Here is a 17,695-nt window from a genome sequence, read left to right as displayed (position 1 = left end):
TAGGGATAAGGCGAATTATGCCGATATTGATTAAGCGCCTCTTGCTCACCATTCGCAGTCATATCGACCAGCTCAGTTGGCAGGCGGTGGTACTCGCAATTTTAGCGCATATGGGGATAACCTGGCTGCTGCTGGCGGCCGCCGGTGAGCAGGCGCTGCTGGCGCCAAACACGTTTTTTTATTATTACGTGGTCACCACTTCAACCGTGGGTTATGGCGATTTAAGCCCAAGCTCAGATCTGGGGCGCCTGCTGGTGGCCCTGGTGCAAATTCCTTTCGGTTTGGCATTATTCGGTATGCTGCTGGGTAAGGCCGGACAAACCATTACACATATAATAAGGCGTGCTATGACAGGTGAAAAAGACGTAACGCATTTTGCTAACCACATCATTATTTTCGGTTGGCACCCAGTGCGCACTCGCAAAATGGTGCGCTACATTCTTGCCGATGACAAACGGGTGCGCAGAGACATAGTGCTGGCGGTGACCGATGATATTGAGCACCCTTTCTTTTCTGAGCCCAATGTCAGCTTTGTAAAACTGAGCAGCTATACCGATGAAGAGCAACTCAATCGTGTTGGTATCAGTACCGCCGATCGCATCATAGTGGAAGGGGCGGACGATAACCAAAGCTTTACCACGGCGCTGAAGATCAGCAAGTTAGTGAAGGAAAGCGCCCATATCTGTGCTTATTTCGATGATGAAAGTAAGGCGCAAATGCTGAGCGAACACTGTGCCAACGTTGAATGCAGCTCTAACCGTACCGCCGAGGTGCTGGTTCGCTCCATGGAAGACCCGGGTGCCAGTCGAGTGCAGCAGGAAATTATGTCGAGTCTCCATGGTGACACGCATTTCTCCATGGTGATCCCAAACGAAGTCAGTCGCTTCACCTATGCGGATATTTTTGAGCTCTTTAAGCGCCAGTATGACGCCACCATTTTAGGCATTGCCCATAATCGCAGCGCTCTGGATATGGATCTCAACCCACCGCTGGATTACGCCATTCAGGGCGGCGATATTATTCACTATATTGCCCCGGTACGCGTTCTTGCCGCCGAGGTAAAGTGGCCGTAACTTGGTGTTACTCACCTTCCCTGAGCAGCCAATCCAACCCTTGGATTGAGGTGCTTGGGAAAGCGGTGGCATGACGAGCCTCCTCTATAATCCTCAGTTTGATTTGGCTGTGACTCGCCGGCAGGCTGCGCAGCTTATCAAACAGGGCCTGTGCGTCGGCCACCATATCTTGCCCCTCGCCATACGCTGGGGTTTCTAAACTACCCACACCTATATAGACCTTGGGCGCTGCCTTACTGGGCTTTAGCTCTAAAGCCAGAATAGACTGGTTATCAAACCACACCGATGGGCTGCCCAGAATATAGTTGCTGAACATATCCGGTTCTTGCAGCAGTAAATAGGCGCCGAACAGTCCACCTAAAGAATTCCCCATATAGGTGCGCTGCGTTGCCAGAGCGCGGTAATTTTTTTGTATATGGGTAAATACCTGTTCGCGAATAAAGCGCGCATGTTTCGCTGCTTCGCCAGTGGCCAGCTTCCAGCTCGATTCTTTGGTTGGGGTGTAATCACGAACGCGGCTGCTCTGGCCCTTGTCGCCTTGAGCGTAACCAATGGCAACTAAAATGGCCTCGGGCATGGCCCCTGAATTCATCGGGAAGCGAGTGGCCCCAGAGACCAGTTGAAAACTGTAATGGCCGTCGGTGAGGTAAATAACCGGGTATTGTCTACTTGGGTTTTTAGCATAGGAAGCTGGCAGCTTAATATACAGGGGGTAGGTATGCTGGCTATGGTGATCCGTTAATTCGATGACCTGGCTGCGGGGGATGGAATACGCGCCTTGTTGGCCATAGGTAAGTCCGCAAAAGAGTAATAACAGCAGTGAGAATAACCGCATAAACACACCTAAAATCAATTAATTTGCTTCAATTTTGCACCATACTAGCAGCTATCTAGCAGCTATACTTTGACGGCGACCATAAATTAATTACCTTGGTTGCCAACCTTTTTGCTTGCTACTGCGTCTTGTAATAAAGATTTGATTTTCACTATGACAGAAACCACCACGGCGTTATTGGTTCTGGCCGCACAAAAAGGGGACGCGAGCGCCTTCTCGGCCTTGTGTGAGGGCCACTATCAGGGCAGTTACCGCTTTGCCTTTAAGCTCTGCCAGTGTGAGCAGGATGCGGCGGATCTCACTCAGGAGGTATGGAGCAAGGTGGCCAAAGATATTCGCGTTTTGCTTGAGCCCAGTGCCTTTAAAGCCTGGTTGTTTCGCGCCGTATATCGGCGCTTTATCGACCTAACGCGACGTCGGCAAAAAGAGCTGCTGGTGGCCGAGCCACCGCAGCAACAATGCGGGGATACGGCCAAGGTAGAGCGGCATTTAGACTTACTCGCCCTGATCGCCCAATTGCCAGACGTGGAGCGCCATAGTGTGTATTTGTTTTATTTAGAAGAGTTGCCCATAGCGGATATCGCCAAGGTACTCGATACGCCACCAGGCACAATTAAATCGCGCTTACACAGTGCTAGGCAGAAATTAAGCCAGTGGGCCCAAGATGAAAGAGGAAGCGAGCATGAATCTAGAGCAGCAAATTAAGTCGGAGCTGGCGCAGGAGCGCCAGCAATTAGACGGTATTTTAAGTCGGGATGAGGGCTTATTTGCCCGCTTGGGGCAAACCTACCAGGGCTCCATGCGCTTCTGGGTATGGTTTTCAACTCTGTTGGCCTTGATTGCCACGGCTGCCTTTATTTATTGCGGCTATCGCTTTTACATCGCCACTGAAGTCGGTGCCCAGATTTTTTGGGCGGTGTGGTTTATCGTCGGCCTTATGGTGCAGATTGCAGTGAAGCTATGGATCTTTATGGAAATGAACCGCAACTCCATTATTCGCGAGATTAAACGCACCGAGTATTTATTGCTTGAGCGCAGCCATAAAAAAGCCACCGAGTAGGTGGCTTTTTCGTTCGTTGTTAGTCCAGGGCCTTAAAGCGAATGGCGGTACCGCCGCTGGGCGCCAGCTTAAGCGGAAGCTGGTCCTTGCTGGTGACCACCTGCTTGCTGATGGTCATGCTGTAGGGGTTATTCACCCATTCGGCATCCTCGCCATCGGCATAAATCTGCGCCTCAAAGCGTTTACCCGGCTCTAAAAAGTCGAGCTTGATATCGACCTTGCGGGCTTCACCATCGGTAATGGCGCCCAGATACCAGTCGTTACCACTGTAGTGATCGCGCTTGCGTTCCTTACGGGCAAAAACCACATACTCACCCATTTCACCGGCAATGGCCTGGCTTAGCTCCCAATCGGTAGGCACATCCTGGATAAACTGGAAGGCATCCGGCTTGGCCAGGTAGTTACGGGGTAAATCCGCCGCCATTTGCACCGGGCTGTAGAGCACCACATAGAGCGCCAGCTGTTTCGCCAAGGTGGTTTGCGGGCGGTTGGTATCCGCGCCTAGGCCGTTAAAGCCCATATCGAAGATCCCCGGAGTGAAGTCCATCGGCCCCGCCAGCATGCGGGTGTAGGCCAGCATGGGCGTATGCGCCGGTGGGTTTGGCGGTGTGCCCCAGGCATTAAATTCCTGACCACGCGACCCTTCACGGGTGATCCAGTTCGGGTAGGTGCGGCGCAGGCCGGTATCTTTGATCGGCTCATGGGTATTGATGCTGAGCTGATACTTGGCCGCCAGTTCAATATTGTAGAGGTATTCGTTGGCCATAAACTGGCCGTCGTGCCACTCGTAGCGGGCGATACCCTGCTCATCGATGCGTTTGATATTGCCGCCATCGGCAACATAGCCGGTTTTGATCTGGCTTACGCCATGTTTCTGATAGAGCTTAAAGGCGTCTTCCATCTGGTTGCGATAGTTGCTGACATTGCCTGAGGTTTCATGGTGACCGATCAGTTTCGCACCCACCTTTTCACCGTGTTTGGCAATGGCGGCCAGGTCGAAATCATCATAGCTTTTGGTAAAGCTAAAGACATCGCCATTAAAGAACCAGTCGCCGTCCCAGCCTTGGTTCCAGCCTTCAACGAGCACGCCATCGAAGCCATATTTGGCAGCAAAGTCCAGGTATTCAATGGTGTTTTCTGTGGTGGCGCCGTGTTTTTCACCGCTGCCCCAGGTGTTTTCATTGATATGCATGCCCCACCAGATACCCACGTATTTACCCGGCTTAACCCAGGATACATCGCCGAGTTTATTCGGTTCATTGAGGTTGAGGATCAGGTGCGAGTTAAGTAGCCCGGTGGCCTTATCGGCGATTTGAATGGTACGCCAGGGGGTGGTGAAACCGTTTTCGGCTTTTACCGCAATGCCGTCGGACCAGGGCGTTAAATCGGCTTTAAAAATACCCGGACGACGCTGGTTCAGAGTCATGCCGGCATAATCGACCAGCGCGGCTTCGTGAATACTGATATGGACGCCATTGCCCATTTTCAGGGTAAAGGGCGTATGAACATGGGCTGCCTCGCTGGCGTCGGTGCGCTTATAGACGTACTCGTAACGGTTCCAGCCACGGGCCGGGATCCACAGCGCTTCGTTGTTTTGTCCGGCCAGAGCAAACTCGGTGAGCTCATCGGTGATCTGGTAGTCGGGGCGCTCTTTGCCTTCTAATTCATAACGAAAGCCCAGACCGTCATTAAAGGCGCGCACCCGCACCCTGTAGTTGCGGCTGGCATCGCTTTCATCGCTGAAGGTAACCGCCAGTTCGTTGTGATTGTCACGAATAAGGCGTTGCTCGCCCCAGGGCTGTTGCCAGCTTTGGTCGACGCTTTGAGTTTGCGTCTCGGTGATCACCAGGCCATCGCGTAGCGGTGCCGCGTCCTTAAAGTAAAAGCCGAGCTTGGATGAGTTAATCACCGGCTTACCGGCAAACGTCACCTGGTAACTTGGGGCGCCTTCATCACTTAAAGAAATTTGGATCTGGCCGTCGGGAGAGCTGACGCTCACGGTTTTTGCCAGCGCTAATGGCGATGCCAAAAGCAAAGGGATAAATACTCGCATTGACTTGTCCTGGTAATACATAACGCCTAAAGAGAAATCTTAGGGTAAGGTGAATCCAGGGTGATCACATAGAAATTGCATACGTATTCAAAGGCGAGGGGCTAGCTGCAGAGGTAAAAAAGGCGAGTTGAACTCGCCTTTTTTTATTTTGTTTCGCCTGCGAAGGCTCTTGCCATAAATGGCGGCTCGCTTAAGGCGCCCTGGTGGATACCCGGGGTGTAGTATTCGGTTTGTAGTGCTTGTGGATCACAGGCGCGGAAGCCGTCGAAACCCATGCCTTTACGAGCCAGAGTCACAGACCATAAACCCGACGGGTAAATAGGCTGTGGGAATGGCAAGGTTTGCAAGGCGCCAAAGCCCACTTCCTTCATCGCACCGCGCATTTCCAATAGTAATGGCATATGCATTAGCGGGCTTTCGCTTTGCTGTACCAGCACGCCGCCAGGGCGCAGGGCTTGCAAGCAGCTTTGGTAGAAGGCGTGGTTGAACAGGCCTTCACCCGGGCCAACCGGATCTGTGCCGTCAACAATCACTACGTCGATAGACTCAGGCGCGGCTTCGCGCATGTATTTGATGCCGTCATCAAATAACAAGGTTGCGCGTGGGTCCTGGTTTGAAGTGCACAGCTCAGGGAAATACTTCAGCGACATCTCGGTAACTACTTGATCTATATCGATTTGCGTGACCGACTCTACGCTGTCGTGCTTAAGCACTTCACGCAGGGTGCCGCAGTCGCCGCCGCCGATGATCACCACGTTTTTCGGATTCGGGTGGCTGAACAGCGCAGGGTGGGCGATCATTTCATGGTAAAAGAAATTCTCGCGGGTACTCACCATGGTGCAGCCGTCAATGATCATCAGGTTGCCAAAGTCGGTGGTTTCATACATGGCAACATGCTGAAAGGGAGACTGTTTTTCTTCAAGTAATTTGTTGATACGCAGTGAGAAAGCACTGCCATCACGGTCACTGATTTCGGTAAACCAGTGGTTTTTATCTAAACTTGTCATGTGTTACATAATCACCAATAAATGAGAAACGCAATTTTGCCAGTGTGCAGGGCAATGCTCAATCACATTTTAGCTGCATTTATGTGATTTTCTATTCGCTAGTGGCAATAAGAGGTATTAAACTAGCGGCAAATTCTTGGGTCAATATTGAGAGCAGAGTTATGGAAAAGGGTCCCCTGACAGGTCACCCAGCGGGTTACCAGGTCGCTCAATCCGTTTATAACGTCAGTCATTGGAGCGATGGCTACTTTGATATTAACGCTCAGGGCGAGCTGGTGGCTTATCCCGATGGCGATAAAAATAAACCCGGTTTGGCATTAAATGCCTTAGTCGAGCGTTTTAAAGAGCAAGGCCTGACCTTGCCGGTGTTGGTGCGTTTTACCGATATTTTGCAGCATCGTGCATCGCGTTTAATTTCTGCCTTCAGTCAGGCCAAAACCGCCAAGGGCTATCAGGGTGACTATACTTGCGTCTATCCGATCAAGGTAAACCAGCAGCGCTCTGTGGTGTCCAAGTTATTGGCGCACAGCAGTGGTCAGGTCGGCTTAGAAGCCGGTTCTAAGCCTGAGCTGATGGCCATTCTCGGCTTGGCCGAAAAAGACATCACCATAGTCTGTAATGGTTACAAAGACAGTGAGTTTATGCGTCTGGCGCTGATCGGTCAGGCTACCGGCCACAAGGTCAATATTGTTATCGAAAAGCTTTCCGAGCTTGATGCGCTGATCCGCGAAATGGATGCCATGGCCCTTGAGGCGCCAATCGGTATTCGTATTCGTCTTAATTCCGTGGGTAAGGGCAAGTGGCAAAATACCGGTGGTGAGCGCGGCAAATTTGGTTTGACTGCCTCTCAGGTGCTGCAGGCCGTTGAGACCTTAAAGAAACATAATAAGCTGCATTTAATGGAGCTGGTGCATTTTCATATAGGTTCGCAAATCGCCAATATTCGCGATATCCAACGAGCGCTAACCGAATGTGCCCGCCACTATGCGCAGTTGTGCCAAATGGGCGTGCCGCTGAAAACCGTGGACGTGGGCGGCGGCCTGGGTGTTGACTACGAAGGTTCGGGCTCACGCAGCAGCTGCTCAATGAACTACACGGTTGAAGAGTATGCCAAAAACGTGGTTGCCGCCTTTGCTGAGGTGAGCGATGCCAACGATCTGGCTCATCCGGCCATTATTACCGAATCGGGCAGGGCGCTGACCGCACACCATGCGGTATTGATCACAGATGTGGTGGACGTAGAAAAAGCACCTAATAACGAGGTGGCGATAGCCGATGAGGCAAACCTGCCTAAGGTGGTGCTGGAAATGCAGCAAACCTGCGCCGGTGTTAACGCCCGAATGGCCATTGAAAGCTATCACGATGCCATGCATCTATTCAGCGAGGCTCATGCTCAATATGTGCATGGCATGCTGGGTATTGAGCAGTGGGCCCTGGTTGAGCAACTTTATTTCCGTACCCTGCACAAGGTGCGTGCTTGTTTGAGCGAGTCGGCTCGTGCCCATCGCGAAGTGATCGACGAGCTGAATGAAAAGCTGGCGGATAAGCTGTTTGTAAACTTCTCATTATTCCAGTCGCTACCGGATGTGTGGGGTATTGGTCAGTTATTCCCGGTATTGCCCATCGAACATCTAGATAAGCCGTTGGATCAGCGCGTGATCATTCAGGATATTACCTGTGATTCAGACGGACAAATTCGCGAGTATGTAGATGGTGCCGGTATCGAAGCCAGTCTGCCCATTCCACGCTATGAGTTTGGTCAGCAATATCATATTGCCATGTTTATGGTTGGTGCCTATCAGGAGATCCTCGGTGACCTGCATAACCTGTTTGGTGACACCGACTCTGTGCATGTGGAAATGCACGGTGAAGAGTACCGCCTGACCAATGAAATCAAGGGCGACAGTGTTCAGGACGTATTAAAATTTGTTCATTACGATAGTGAAGCCTTGGCGGCGCGTTATCAGCAAAGAGTCAGCTCAATGGCTATCGATGCGGCGCTGAAGCAGAGTTATCTGGATGAGCTAAATCACGGATTAAGCGGCTATACCTACTTTGAAGACTAGCCCGGGTTTGTTGCCAGTCGGCAACAGAACCCTTTTCCGTTAAAGACAAAAAAGCGCTATCATTAGCGCTTGTTTTTTATACCCAAATAGGAAAGTTGTTGTGCGTGCAGTGGTTGCTTTATTTCGGCAAATTGTGAGTATTGGCTTATATACCCTGAACACCTTATTTTGGTTTCTCCCCATAGTCCTGTGTGGTGTTTTTAAGCTTATCCCCATTAGGCCCTGGCAAAAAGCCATGAGCGCCTTGGCAAAAACCATGGCCAGTTGTTGGGTTGCGGGTAACTCCTTAAATCAAAAACTGATTACTCCTTATAAACTTAAAGTGATCGGGCTTGAGCAACTACGCAAAAAAGATTGGTACCTGCTGGTGGCTAATCACCAAAGTTGGGTCGATATTCTGGTGATGCAGCGCATCTTTCGCGGCCGCATCCCGTTTTTGAACTTCTTTTTGAAAAAAGAACTGTTGTATGTGCCGTTTTTAGGCCTGGCCTGGTGGGCGCTGGATTTTCCTTTTATGAAGCGAACCAGCAAGTCGCAGTTGAAGAAAAACCCTAAACTGCGCGGTAAAGACATAGAAACCACGCGCAAGGCCTGTGAAAAGTTTAAGGAAATGCCGGTGTCCATAGTCAACTTTGTTGAGGGTACCCGCTATACAGACGCCAAGCATCAGCGTCAAAACAGCCCCTTTAACCATTTACTTAAGCCTAAAGCCGGCGGGATCGCCTTTGTGTTGCAGGCCATGGGCGAGCAGATCAGTAAAATAGTGAATGTCACCATTCATTACCCGGGCGGTATTCCTACTTTTATGGACTTTGCTGGCGGTAGGGTGAAAGAGGTTGTGGTGCATGTGGAAGTGCGTCCACTGGACTCGCAGCTGATCGGCGACTATAGCAACGACAATGCATTTCGCGTAGAGTTTCAGCAGCATCTCAATGCTCTTTGGCAAGAAAAAGACTCGACCCTGAAGCAGCTAACGCAGCAGAATAGGAACTAATTATGCTGAAACGATTATTGCCCAAATGGCTGGTGGGAAGCCTGGCGACCTGCTTATTGCTGGTAAATACCCTGGTGTGGGGAGTGATCGTTTTTATCCTTGGGCTGGTAAAACTTATCCTGCCGTTTTATGCCACCACTGTGGTGTTGCATTGGGCCTACAGTGGCTGGCGCCTTGGCAATCGCTTGGCGTTACAGCTAGGTTGCGAGCGCTTTAATGTGCGCTTTGACGGTAAGGTCGACCCCAATGCCTGGTATCTGTTGATTGCCAATCACCTGAGCTGGCTTGATATCGTGGTGCTAAGCGCCGTTACCGAGCTGCCGGCGCCGAAGTTTTTCCTTAAGGATGAACTAAAATACGTGCCCTTTATCGGCAGCGGTGCCTGGGCCATGGGTATGCCCTTTATGAAGCGCGCCAGCAAGGAACAAATTGCCAAGAATCCAAAGTTAAAGGGCATGGATGTGGAGCGTACCAAACGCAGTTGCAATAACTTTAAGCAATACCCATCCTGCATAGTTAACTTTGTTGAGGGTTCGCGCTTTACTCCGGGTAAACAGCAGCGCCAACTCAGCCCGTTTGCCTATTTGCTCAAGCCCAAGGCTGGCGGCATCGCCTTTGCGTTACAGGTTTTAGGGGAAAGGTTTGACGGTTTGCTCGATGCCACACTATGCTATCAATCTCAGGGAACCCATATCTGTCGTGATTTTATGCTCGGACGCCTGACCCAGATAGATTTACTGGTCAATGTGCGTGACATAGCGCCGCAGCTGATCGGTGATTATCAGCAAAACAAGGCGTTTCGGGTCGAGTTCCAACAACAACTCAACGATATTTGGCAGGCCAAGGATAAGCTTATCGCCCAGCAACAAGCACCCACAGCCGCCCCCGACTGCGCCAAAGTAGTAGATAACACAGGAAAGGTGTAACTCAGCTATGACCCAAAGTCATTTACAAAAATTGCTTAAGCCCTTATTCGCCGACACCGAGCGTGCCGAGTTGCTAAGCACGATTTCAGCGACGGGTATCGGTCTGATGGCCATTATCCTGCTGTACTTCTTTTTAAGTAGTTTAATGTTGCCGGCGCTGCAAAGCCTGATGATGCGCATAGCACCACAGCGTACCTCGGCCTTGAAGCCGCTGTTGATTAAATTGAACCGTCGTTTGGCCGGCTTTATTTGCTGTGTTGCCTTTCTGGCGTCCTTCCAAACCGTGGTGCAAATCCCCGAACTTTACCTGGATATTATCCATTCCTGCGTGAAGATTTTGCTTATCGTATACGGTGGTTTTATCGTTAGCAGCATGGTGAGCATAGGCGGTGCGCTTTATAACCAGTTTGAATTCTCCCGCGAGGTGCCGATTCAGGGGCTAATTCAGCTGGTTAAGCTGATCACCTTCATCATCTGTGCGATTTTAATTTTTGCCCTGCTGCTGGAAAGGTCACCTACCTATATTATCTCCGGCTTTGGTGCCATTGCCGCGGTGACCATGTTGGTGTTTAAAGACACTATTTTAGGTTTTGTGGCCAGCATACAAATAGCCGCCAACCGTCTGGTGACCTATGGTGACTGGATTCAGGTAGACAGCTATGGCGCCGATGGCGAGGTGATCGACCTGGGTTTGAATACCGTGAAGGTGCGCAACTGGGATAACACCATCACCACCTTGCCGACCTATACCTTGGTCTCCGGCTCGTTTAAAAACTGGCGCGGCATGCAGGAGTCCGGCGGCCGGCGTATTAAGCGCTCGCTCAATATAGATATGAACAGTATCCGTATCGCCGATGACGAGTTGCAGCAAAGCATAGAGGAAACATTGCAGCTGTGTGAGTATATCAACACCACATCCTTGCCGGATAAGGTCACCAACCTAGGTCTGTTTCGTCGTTACGCCGAGGGCTATTTGAAACAGCACGACCGTATCAATAAGGACCTGACCCTGATGGTGCGTGAGTTACAGCCCTTGAACCATGGTCTGCCCATTGAATTCTATTGCTTTAGTGCCGACAAGCGCTGGATTTCCTACGAGCATATTCAAGCGGAAATTATGGATCATCTGCTGGCGGTCCTGCCCATCTTTGAGCTTAGGCCTTATCAGAGCGTAAGCGGGCAAATGAATGGCTCTAGCTAAGCGATTGTCTTAAGCATTAAACTAAAAAGCCCGGCTCGCCGGGCTTTTTAGTTGCGCATTTCAAAAACTCAGCCTCGTTAGTAAGGCAACTGCTCCAGTAGCAGTCCCAGCGCCGCAAAGACGGCAATCAGCATCAGCACAGGTGGCTTAAAGCGTTGCAACCACCACCATCCCAAGGCGACAAAAACAACGTACCACCACTGGGTTACACCAGCGGGAATTATGGGGTTATAGAGCGCCGCCAAAATAAAACCGACCACAGTAGCGTTGATGGCAGTGCTTACGCCGGCCAGCAGGGGGTTGCTCATCAGCGCTTGCCAATGACGGGCACACCCCAGCACCAGTAAGAAGCCGGGTAGAAAAATGGCCAAAGTAGCAATTAAGGCGCCCAACAAGGGGGTTGAAGGCGCTAAGACAGCACCAAGATAAGTCGCAAAGGTAAACATGGGACCGGGAATGGCCTGCGCCGCCGCATAGCCAGTTAAAAAGCTGTCGGCATCCACATCGGTCAATATGGTATCGAGTAGGGGCAACACCACATGCCCACCGCCAAACACCAGAGAGCCCGCCTGATAAAACTGGGCGCTGAGCTGCCACAACTCACCCGTAGCGGCGAAACTCAGGATAAACAGCAGGGCAAAAAGCAGCAGCGGTAGCTTGCTAAGGCCTGTGCTTGCTTTGTCTGCGTCTTGCGTTGTGCCTTCATCCTTAAAGGGTTGCAGTTGCCATGCCCCCCAGATAGCCGCCAGCACCAAGATCAATAACTGGGTATACAGGCTGGGGATTAATATCAAGGCACCCGCACTGAGTAACGCTAACGCCCGGGTATGCCAGGTGCGACAGAAGCTTTTACTCATGCTAAACACTGCATCGGCGACAATCACCACGGCGAACAATTTAAGCCCGGTGATCAGCCCCGTAGTGGCCCAAGGCAGCTGTTGTGCTCCTAATGCCAGCAGCACCATGATCAGCATGGAGGGCAGGGTAAAACCGATAAAGGCGGCGATCCCCCCGGCTAAACCGGCGCGCTCTACACCAATGGCAAAACCTACCTGCGAGCTGCCCGGTCCGGGAAGCAATTGACTAAGGGAAATAAAATGTCCGTATTGCTGCTGAGTCAGCCACTTTTTATTTTCCACAAAGTGACGTTGAAAGTAACCCAGGTGTGCCGCCGGGCCACCAAAGCTAGTGCAACCAAGCAACAGGAACTGGTAGAAGATGGATAACAATTTCATAGTTTCATTATACTTAGAGCTTGTGTAGATTATGTGACACTATAGAGGTGTTCCATTTGGTTGCAACAACATTGAGGTTGTTATGAAGATGCGCACAGGGTGCTGGGTGCCACTAATATTATCGCTGTTCATTCCCATGGCCGCTGTGCAAGCCAGCACAATTACCGTCGCTATAGATCATGCGCCTCCTTATAGTTCTACCCATGGCGCTCAGGCTAAAGGCCTCTTGCTCGATATTCTTACGCCCATCGCCGATGAGCTTGGGCTTGAGCTTAAGGTGGTCCCTTGCCCCTTTTCGCGCTGCGTGCATATGCTGGAGCAGGGCGAGGTCGATATTATGGGCGGCCTTATTCGTACTAAGCAGCGCGAGCAGGGACTGACCTTTGTTCCTCCCGCTTATATGGCGCTGCACTCATCTTTTCGTTTTTATTCCTTGCGCGCCAATGGCATAGAAATCACCGATTACGAAGATCTTTACGGCAAGCGTATTGCAGTGATGCGCGGAGCGGCGCACTTTGCCCGTTTCGATAAAGACCGGGATATCATCAAGGTGCCGGTAACCTCGGAGCAGGTGGCGGTGCAAATGCTGCTAAAGGGCCGGGTGGATTTATTTATTGGGGTTGAAGATACCGCCGAGCATGCCATGAGCATCTTGCAGCAGCCCATGCACGAATTGGTTAAGCAGCCTTATCAGTATCGCGATTCGATCTTTGGCTATATGGCCTACAGTCGCGATTTTGCCAAGACGTCCCCGGCAAAACAAATCACTTCTTTATACCAGGACCTTGCCGAAAGGGGTCAGCTAACTGAGCTGGTGAAGCCTTATGCGCTGCCGCCGATCGCCAGGTATTGATAACAAGACCATTGAAATTAGTGCAATAAATCATTTTTACTGGCTCCATTTTAACCGTAAGTTCATGCAAATCTGTTACCATCCCCCAATAGGACAAATAATAGGAAAATAAATCATGGCTAAACGACTAAACACTTTGACTCCTGTCGTGGCACTAACCTCAGTGGCATTGTTATTAACGGGCTGTCAGGCAACCAATACGCAAAAAGGCGCAGGTATCGGTGCCGGTGTCGGTGCGGTATTAGGTAAAGCCACAGGCGATCATGATGATAAGCGTATCTTCATCGGTGCCGCTATCGGTGCACTAGCCGGTGCCGCGGTAGGTAACTACATGGATAACCAAGAGCAGGCGTTTCGTGATGAGCTAGCCGGTTCTGGTGTTGAAGTTGTGCGTGAAGGCGACAACATTCGCCTGGTAATGCCGTCAAACATTACCTTTGCTACCGAGCAGTCGTACATCTCAAGCGGTTTTCATGACACTCTGAATGCCATCGCCAGCGTGATGAACAAGTACGAGAAAACCTACCTAAGCGTACAAGGTCATACCGACAGCACGGGTCGCAGCGAATACAACCAAAACCTGTCTGAGCAGCGTGCGCTAAGTGTGAAAAACTACTTGGTGAACAGCCAGATCCTGGCGGCGCGTATCAGTACTCAGGGTTACGGTGAAAGCCGTCCTATCGCCGACAACAGCACGGCAAATGGCCGCGCTCTAAACCGTCGCGTAGAAATTCAAATCGTACCTAACGTACAAAACTAAGCGGAGGCGCTGGGCTGATTAAACTGCAGCTCACAAAGCTTTCGATACAGCGGCGATTGTTGCATTAAGCTAGCATGATTGCCGCTGGCAACCACCTTCCCCTTATCCATTACCACAATTCGATCGGCGTGCATCACGGTACTTAAGCGATGGGCGATGATCAGGGTCGTACGCGACTTCATCAGTTCGGTTAATGCCGCCTGTACATGGTGCTCACTTTGCGCATCAAGGGCGCTGGTAGCCTCGTCAAGTAACAGAATTTTCGGATCTTTGAGTATGGCTCTGGCAATGGCGATACGTTGTTTTTGCCCGCCGGATAAACGCACTCCGCGCTCTCCTAAAAAGCTGTGGTAGCCATCGGGTAACTGCTCGATAAACTCATCGGCATAGGCCTGCCTGGCGGCGGCGCTCACCTCGTCCTGCGTAGCTCCTTCCTTGCCATAGGCAATATTGTGATAAACATCGGCGCTGAATAGTACGGGGTGCTGGGCTACCATGGCCATTTGTTCGCGAATATCATGCAAGCTAAGCTCGCGGATATCCGTGCCATGCAGGCGAATGCTGCCGGCACTGACATCATAGAAACGTTGTAGCAGTTCAAATAAGGTGCTTTTGCCGGCGCCGGAAGGGCCGACTATGGCTACAGTTTCGCCCTGGGTGATCTGTAAATTAAAGGCCGATAGGGCGCTTTGCTGTGGCCTGGAAGGATAATGAAAATTGACGTCAGTAAATTCGATAACATCAGCCTGAGCCTGGGTATTCAGGCTTTGTGCCTGTGTCGGGTCAAGAATTTCGCTTTGCACTTCCAGTAATTCAATCAGACGTTTGGCCGCGCCGGCGGCTCTTTGCAGCTCACCATAAATTTCCGCCACCGTACCCACCGCCATGGCCACAACTATGGCGTAAAACACAAAGGCGGCCAGTTCGCCGCCGGACATCTTCCCGCTAAGCACATCGACACCGCCGCTGTAGAGCATAAAGCTGATGCCGGAAAAGCTGATAAAGATCACAAAGGCGATAAGAAAAGAGCGCTGCATAATGCGCTTTTTAGCTACCGCAAAAGCCTTATCAACCTCGCCGTCAAAGGCGGCCAGTTCACTGCCTTGGCGATTAAAACTGTGCACGGTTTTGATGTTTTGCATCACCTCGCCGGCATAAGTGCTGATATCGGCGATGGCATCCTGTGAGCTGCTGGCCAAAGTGCGCACCCGACGGCCAAAAAGCTTCATGGGCAGCAGCACCATGGGTACGCATAAGAGCACTATCAGGGTGAGTTTCACATTGGTGATAAAGAGCATAATGACGCCGCCGATCAGCATCAGGGTGCTGCGCAGCGCCATGGATAAGGACGAGCCGACTATGCTTTGCAGCAAGGTGGTGTCCGTGGTCAGGCGTGACATGATCTCGCCGCTGCGATTTTCTTCAAAATAACTTGGGTGCAGAGCGAGAATGCGGGCAAACACTGCCTTACGAATATCGCTGCTGACCCGTTCGCCAAGCCAGGACATCAGATAAAAGCGGCAAAAGATGCCTACCGCCATCAATGCAATCAAGCTGATCAATAAAAAGACCGAGCCGCGCAATTGCTCCATGGAGCCGGCGATAAAACCCTGGTCTATCACCTGCTTCAAGCCCTGACCCAGGGAAAGGTTAATGCCTGCGGTGAGCACCAAGGCAAATAGCGCAGCGGCCACCACCCACTTGTAGGTAAAAGAAAGCGGAAAATCGGTCGTAAGTGACGTAGCGCACTTTTCTCATTAATGGATGTTTCGGTATTGGATGCAGCCATGGGGGTACCAGATTGAATTGTCCATTTGAGTGTAACAGAGCGGCGTAAGCAAATGTAATAACGCCTTTTATTTTTGCGACTAAGCTTTAACGACTATCAATTTAAAAGCGACTAATAAAAAGGAATGATAATGAAGCAGGTAAACACCCTATCTCGTGCCCTATGTGCGTTCGTCGGGGCCATGTCTCTGACCAGCACGGCGGCGCTGGCCGACTGGCGTAACGAGCCGATTTATAATCAGCAGTATCAATCCATCAACACCTGTCAGGGCCAGTATCCCAGCTATTGGCAGGACCCGAATTTTCAGCCAATGTGGGCGGGACAAACACTGACCAATGTGCCTAATCAGGCCTACGCAGGTCCGGTGTTTCAGTTATCCGATGCCTTCCCTGGCCAGCCAGTTGACGATAAACAGGCGCAGGCCTGGCGGGATAAACGCTTCGACGCCTTGTTTGCCGAGGGCACCAGCGCTAAAGACAAGTATAAGCTGGCGCTGGCCTACAGTGAGGCGGTGATGGATTATATTCTCGCCGGTAATGTGCAGCGCCAGGACAGGGAAGACTTCGATGTATGCGAAAACCAGGTGCGCCCCTGGTTCCATATGCCGTTTCAAACCTATGATGCCATGTCGGGTCGGGAGTTTACCCATGGCTTAACCCGTGAAGCGCCGGTGACCTTCTCGGTGCAGGCGGGTACCGGCACCGATCAATCCACCATGTGGGCGGTGGCTATTTACAATGCGACCGCGGCTTATACGTTGGGGCAGGTGTGGCAAGATGGCGGTGCTAAGGTGCCAAGCGACAATATTCGCTTTGATGAGGGCGCGGTGATCGCCAAGCCCTTATTTAATACCTCGACCGTGGCACAGTTGCCGATATTGACCAATATGCCCAGCTGGGACGCCAATATTTCCGATCCGGCTTTTTGCGCCTGTAAGCCCAGCGATAGCAATCGTCACGAGTGCACATTGCAGGAAGAAAGTCAGCAATGTCCGCGCAGTTATGCTCAATGGGGTGATGTAAAGCTGCTGCAATTCGATTTTGCCGTCAAAGACAGCCGTGCTCGCGATACGGGTTGGGTCTATGGCACCTTCGTCGCCGATGGCCTGCGTAAAGCGAAAGAGAAAAACCCATGGCAGCGCATCAGCCTGCTCGGCATGATGTGGGGTAATGACACACCGCCCGCTGGTCACTATGCCATCAGTTACCCTCAGGCACCCCGAGAAAATGGCTTTAAAGAAGCGGTTATTATTTGGGACAGCGTCGATGAGCTGAACAAATACGCGGGCTCAGGACGCATGCGAGCACCTGGGCACCTGGGCTGCAATCAGCGCCTCAATGGTCCTGCCGATAACAGCAACAGCTCCTGTATGTCGTGCCATGGCAGCGCTTCGGTACCGGATAAAAACTTCGATACACCCCCTTTGTTGTCGCAGTTTTCCGGCGATCAAACCCATCAATGTGTGGCGCCGCTGATCAGCAGCACCAGTGCCGGAATCGACAGAGGGGGTGACAGTGCCGAAGTGAAGTATCAGGTGGCGTTTGACACAGTGGATGCGACTTATTTTACCAATGTGGGTGCTGGAGAGTCGTTTAACATGATGGTGGTCAATGAACAGGGCCAGAAGGTTAACTTGATGCATGACAGCAATGCGCCCAATTATGCCGATGATGATACCAAGCAGTGGCGTTCGCTCGACTATTCCTTGCAGATGTCCATCGCCCTCAAGCAGTGGTTGCAATGGCAGGCCAACGCTCAGCTTGACGCTAAGCAGCGTGTCCATTTTAAAGAGCTGCGACGAAACGTCGAATAACTATTGATAAAGCCCGCATTGAACTGCGGG

Annotated in this window: 14 protein-coding genes and 1 pseudogene; 10 read left to right on the top strand and 5 right to left on the bottom strand. The window is 51.4% G+C overall.

Features of this window, described 5'->3' with window-relative positions; genetic code table 11:
* Positions 1 to 17 precede the first annotated feature (17 nt).
* Positions 18 to 1,073: a potassium channel family protein gene (locus C2M34_RS07610; RefSeq protein ID WP_105258460.1), complete on the top strand. Its 1,056-nt coding sequence runs from the start codon at positions 18 to 20 to the stop codon at positions 1,071 to 1,073.
* Between the two features lie 7 nt (positions 1,074 to 1,080).
* On the opposite strand, the gene C2M34_RS07605 is transcribed toward C2M34_RS07610, so the two are convergent.
* Positions 1,081 to 1,908, bottom strand: coding sequence for an alpha/beta hydrolase (locus C2M34_RS07605; RefSeq protein WP_105258483.1), 828 nt, complete (start codon positions 1,906 to 1,908; stop codon positions 1,081 to 1,083).
* 153 nt (positions 1,909 to 2,061) lie between these two features.
* Between C2M34_RS07605 and C2M34_RS07600 the strand changes: the two genes are divergently transcribed.
* Positions 2,062 to 2,613, top strand: coding sequence for an RNA polymerase sigma factor (locus tag C2M34_RS07600; RefSeq protein ID WP_105258459.1), 552 nt, complete (start codon positions 2,062 to 2,064; stop codon positions 2,611 to 2,613).
* A complete protein-coding gene (locus C2M34_RS07595; protein ID WP_105200351.1) occupies positions 2,591 to 2,968 on the top strand; it encodes a DUF6768 family protein in 378 nt (125 codons plus the stop codon). Before C2M34_RS07600 ends, C2M34_RS07595 begins: the two co-directional genes overlap by 23 nt.
* 19 nt (positions 2,969 to 2,987) lie before the next feature.
* Here C2M34_RS07595 and C2M34_RS07590 read toward each other — a convergent pair whose 3' ends face one another.
* Together C2M34_RS07590 and speE are read right to left on the bottom strand one after the other, a co-directional pair.
* Entirely contained in the window at positions 2,988 to 5,021 is a 2,034-nt protein-coding gene (locus C2M34_RS07590) for a glycoside hydrolase family 97 protein (protein ID WP_105258458.1), read from the bottom strand.
* Between the two features lie 143 nt (positions 5,022 to 5,164).
* Positions 5,165 to 6,028: a polyamine aminopropyltransferase gene (gene speE, locus C2M34_RS07585; protein ID WP_105200350.1), complete on the bottom strand. Its 864-nt coding sequence runs from the start codon at positions 6,026 to 6,028 to the stop codon at positions 5,165 to 5,167.
* 161 nt (positions 6,029 to 6,189) lie between these two features.
* Here speE and speA point away from each other — a divergent pair, with 161 nt between their 5' ends.
* From speA to C2M34_RS07565, 4 genes are all read left to right on the top strand, one after another.
* The gene (gene speA, locus C2M34_RS07580) at positions 6,190 to 8,094 is read left to right on the top strand and encodes a biosynthetic arginine decarboxylase (protein WP_105258457.1); all 1,905 of its coding nucleotides are present in this window, start codon (positions 6,190 to 6,192) and stop codon (positions 8,092 to 8,094) included.
* 100 nt (positions 8,095 to 8,194) lie between these two features.
* Complete coding sequence (locus C2M34_RS07575; RefSeq protein ID WP_105200348.1) at positions 8,195 to 9,088, top strand: acyltransferase; 894 nt, start codon at positions 8,195 to 8,197, stop codon at positions 9,086 to 9,088.
* A gap of 2 nt (positions 9,089 to 9,090) precedes the next feature.
* Complete coding sequence (locus C2M34_RS07570; RefSeq protein ID WP_105258456.1) at positions 9,091 to 10,014, top strand: acyltransferase; 924 nt, start codon at positions 9,091 to 9,093, stop codon at positions 10,012 to 10,014.
* A gap of 7 nt (positions 10,015 to 10,021) precedes the next feature.
* Positions 10,022 to 11,215: a mechanosensitive ion channel family protein gene (locus tag C2M34_RS07565; RefSeq protein WP_105258455.1), complete on the top strand. Its 1,194-nt coding sequence runs from the start codon at positions 10,022 to 10,024 to the stop codon at positions 11,213 to 11,215.
* A 77-nt stretch (positions 11,216 to 11,292) separates the two neighbouring features.
* Here C2M34_RS07565 and chrA read toward each other — a convergent pair whose 3' ends face one another.
* Positions 11,293 to 12,450: a chromate efflux transporter gene (chrA, locus tag C2M34_RS07560; protein WP_105258454.1), complete on the bottom strand. Its 1,158-nt coding sequence runs from the start codon at positions 12,448 to 12,450 to the stop codon at positions 11,293 to 11,295.
* A 106-nt stretch (positions 12,451 to 12,556) separates the two neighbouring features.
* Here chrA and C2M34_RS07555 point away from each other — a divergent pair, with 106 nt between their 5' ends.
* Both C2M34_RS07555 and C2M34_RS07550 read left to right on the top strand, forming a co-directional pair.
* The gene (locus tag C2M34_RS07555; RefSeq protein WP_234398776.1) at positions 12,557 to 13,303 is read left to right on the top strand and encodes a substrate-binding periplasmic protein; all 747 of its coding nucleotides are present in this window, start codon (positions 12,557 to 12,559) and stop codon (positions 13,301 to 13,303) included.
* A 115-nt stretch (positions 13,304 to 13,418) separates the two neighbouring features.
* On the top strand, positions 13,419 to 14,063 hold the full coding sequence (locus C2M34_RS07550) for an OmpA family protein (protein WP_105200343.1): 645 nt from the start codon (positions 13,419 to 13,421) through the stop codon (positions 14,061 to 14,063).
* On the opposite strand, the pseudogene C2M34_RS07545 reads toward C2M34_RS07550, so the two are convergent.
* Positions 14,060 to 15,852, bottom strand: a pseudogene (locus C2M34_RS07545) (ABC transporter transmembrane domain-containing protein). The gene C2M34_RS07550 and the pseudogene C2M34_RS07545 sit on opposite strands and share 4 nt — an antisense overlap.
* Positions 15,853 to 15,982: 130 nt before the next feature.
* Between C2M34_RS07545 and C2M34_RS07540 the strand changes: the two are divergent.
* On the top strand, positions 15,983 to 17,665 hold the full coding sequence (locus C2M34_RS07540; protein ID WP_105258452.1) for a hypothetical protein: 1,683 nt from the start codon (positions 15,983 to 15,985) through the stop codon (positions 17,663 to 17,665).
* Positions 17,666 to 17,695: the final 30 nt, after the last annotated feature.

This window comes from Pseudoalteromonas sp. T1lg88 (assembly GCF_002964765.1).
Lineage (GTDB): Bacteria > Pseudomonadota > Gammaproteobacteria > Enterobacterales > Alteromonadaceae > Pseudoalteromonas.
This window is presented reverse-complemented; position numbering and strand designations above follow the sequence as displayed.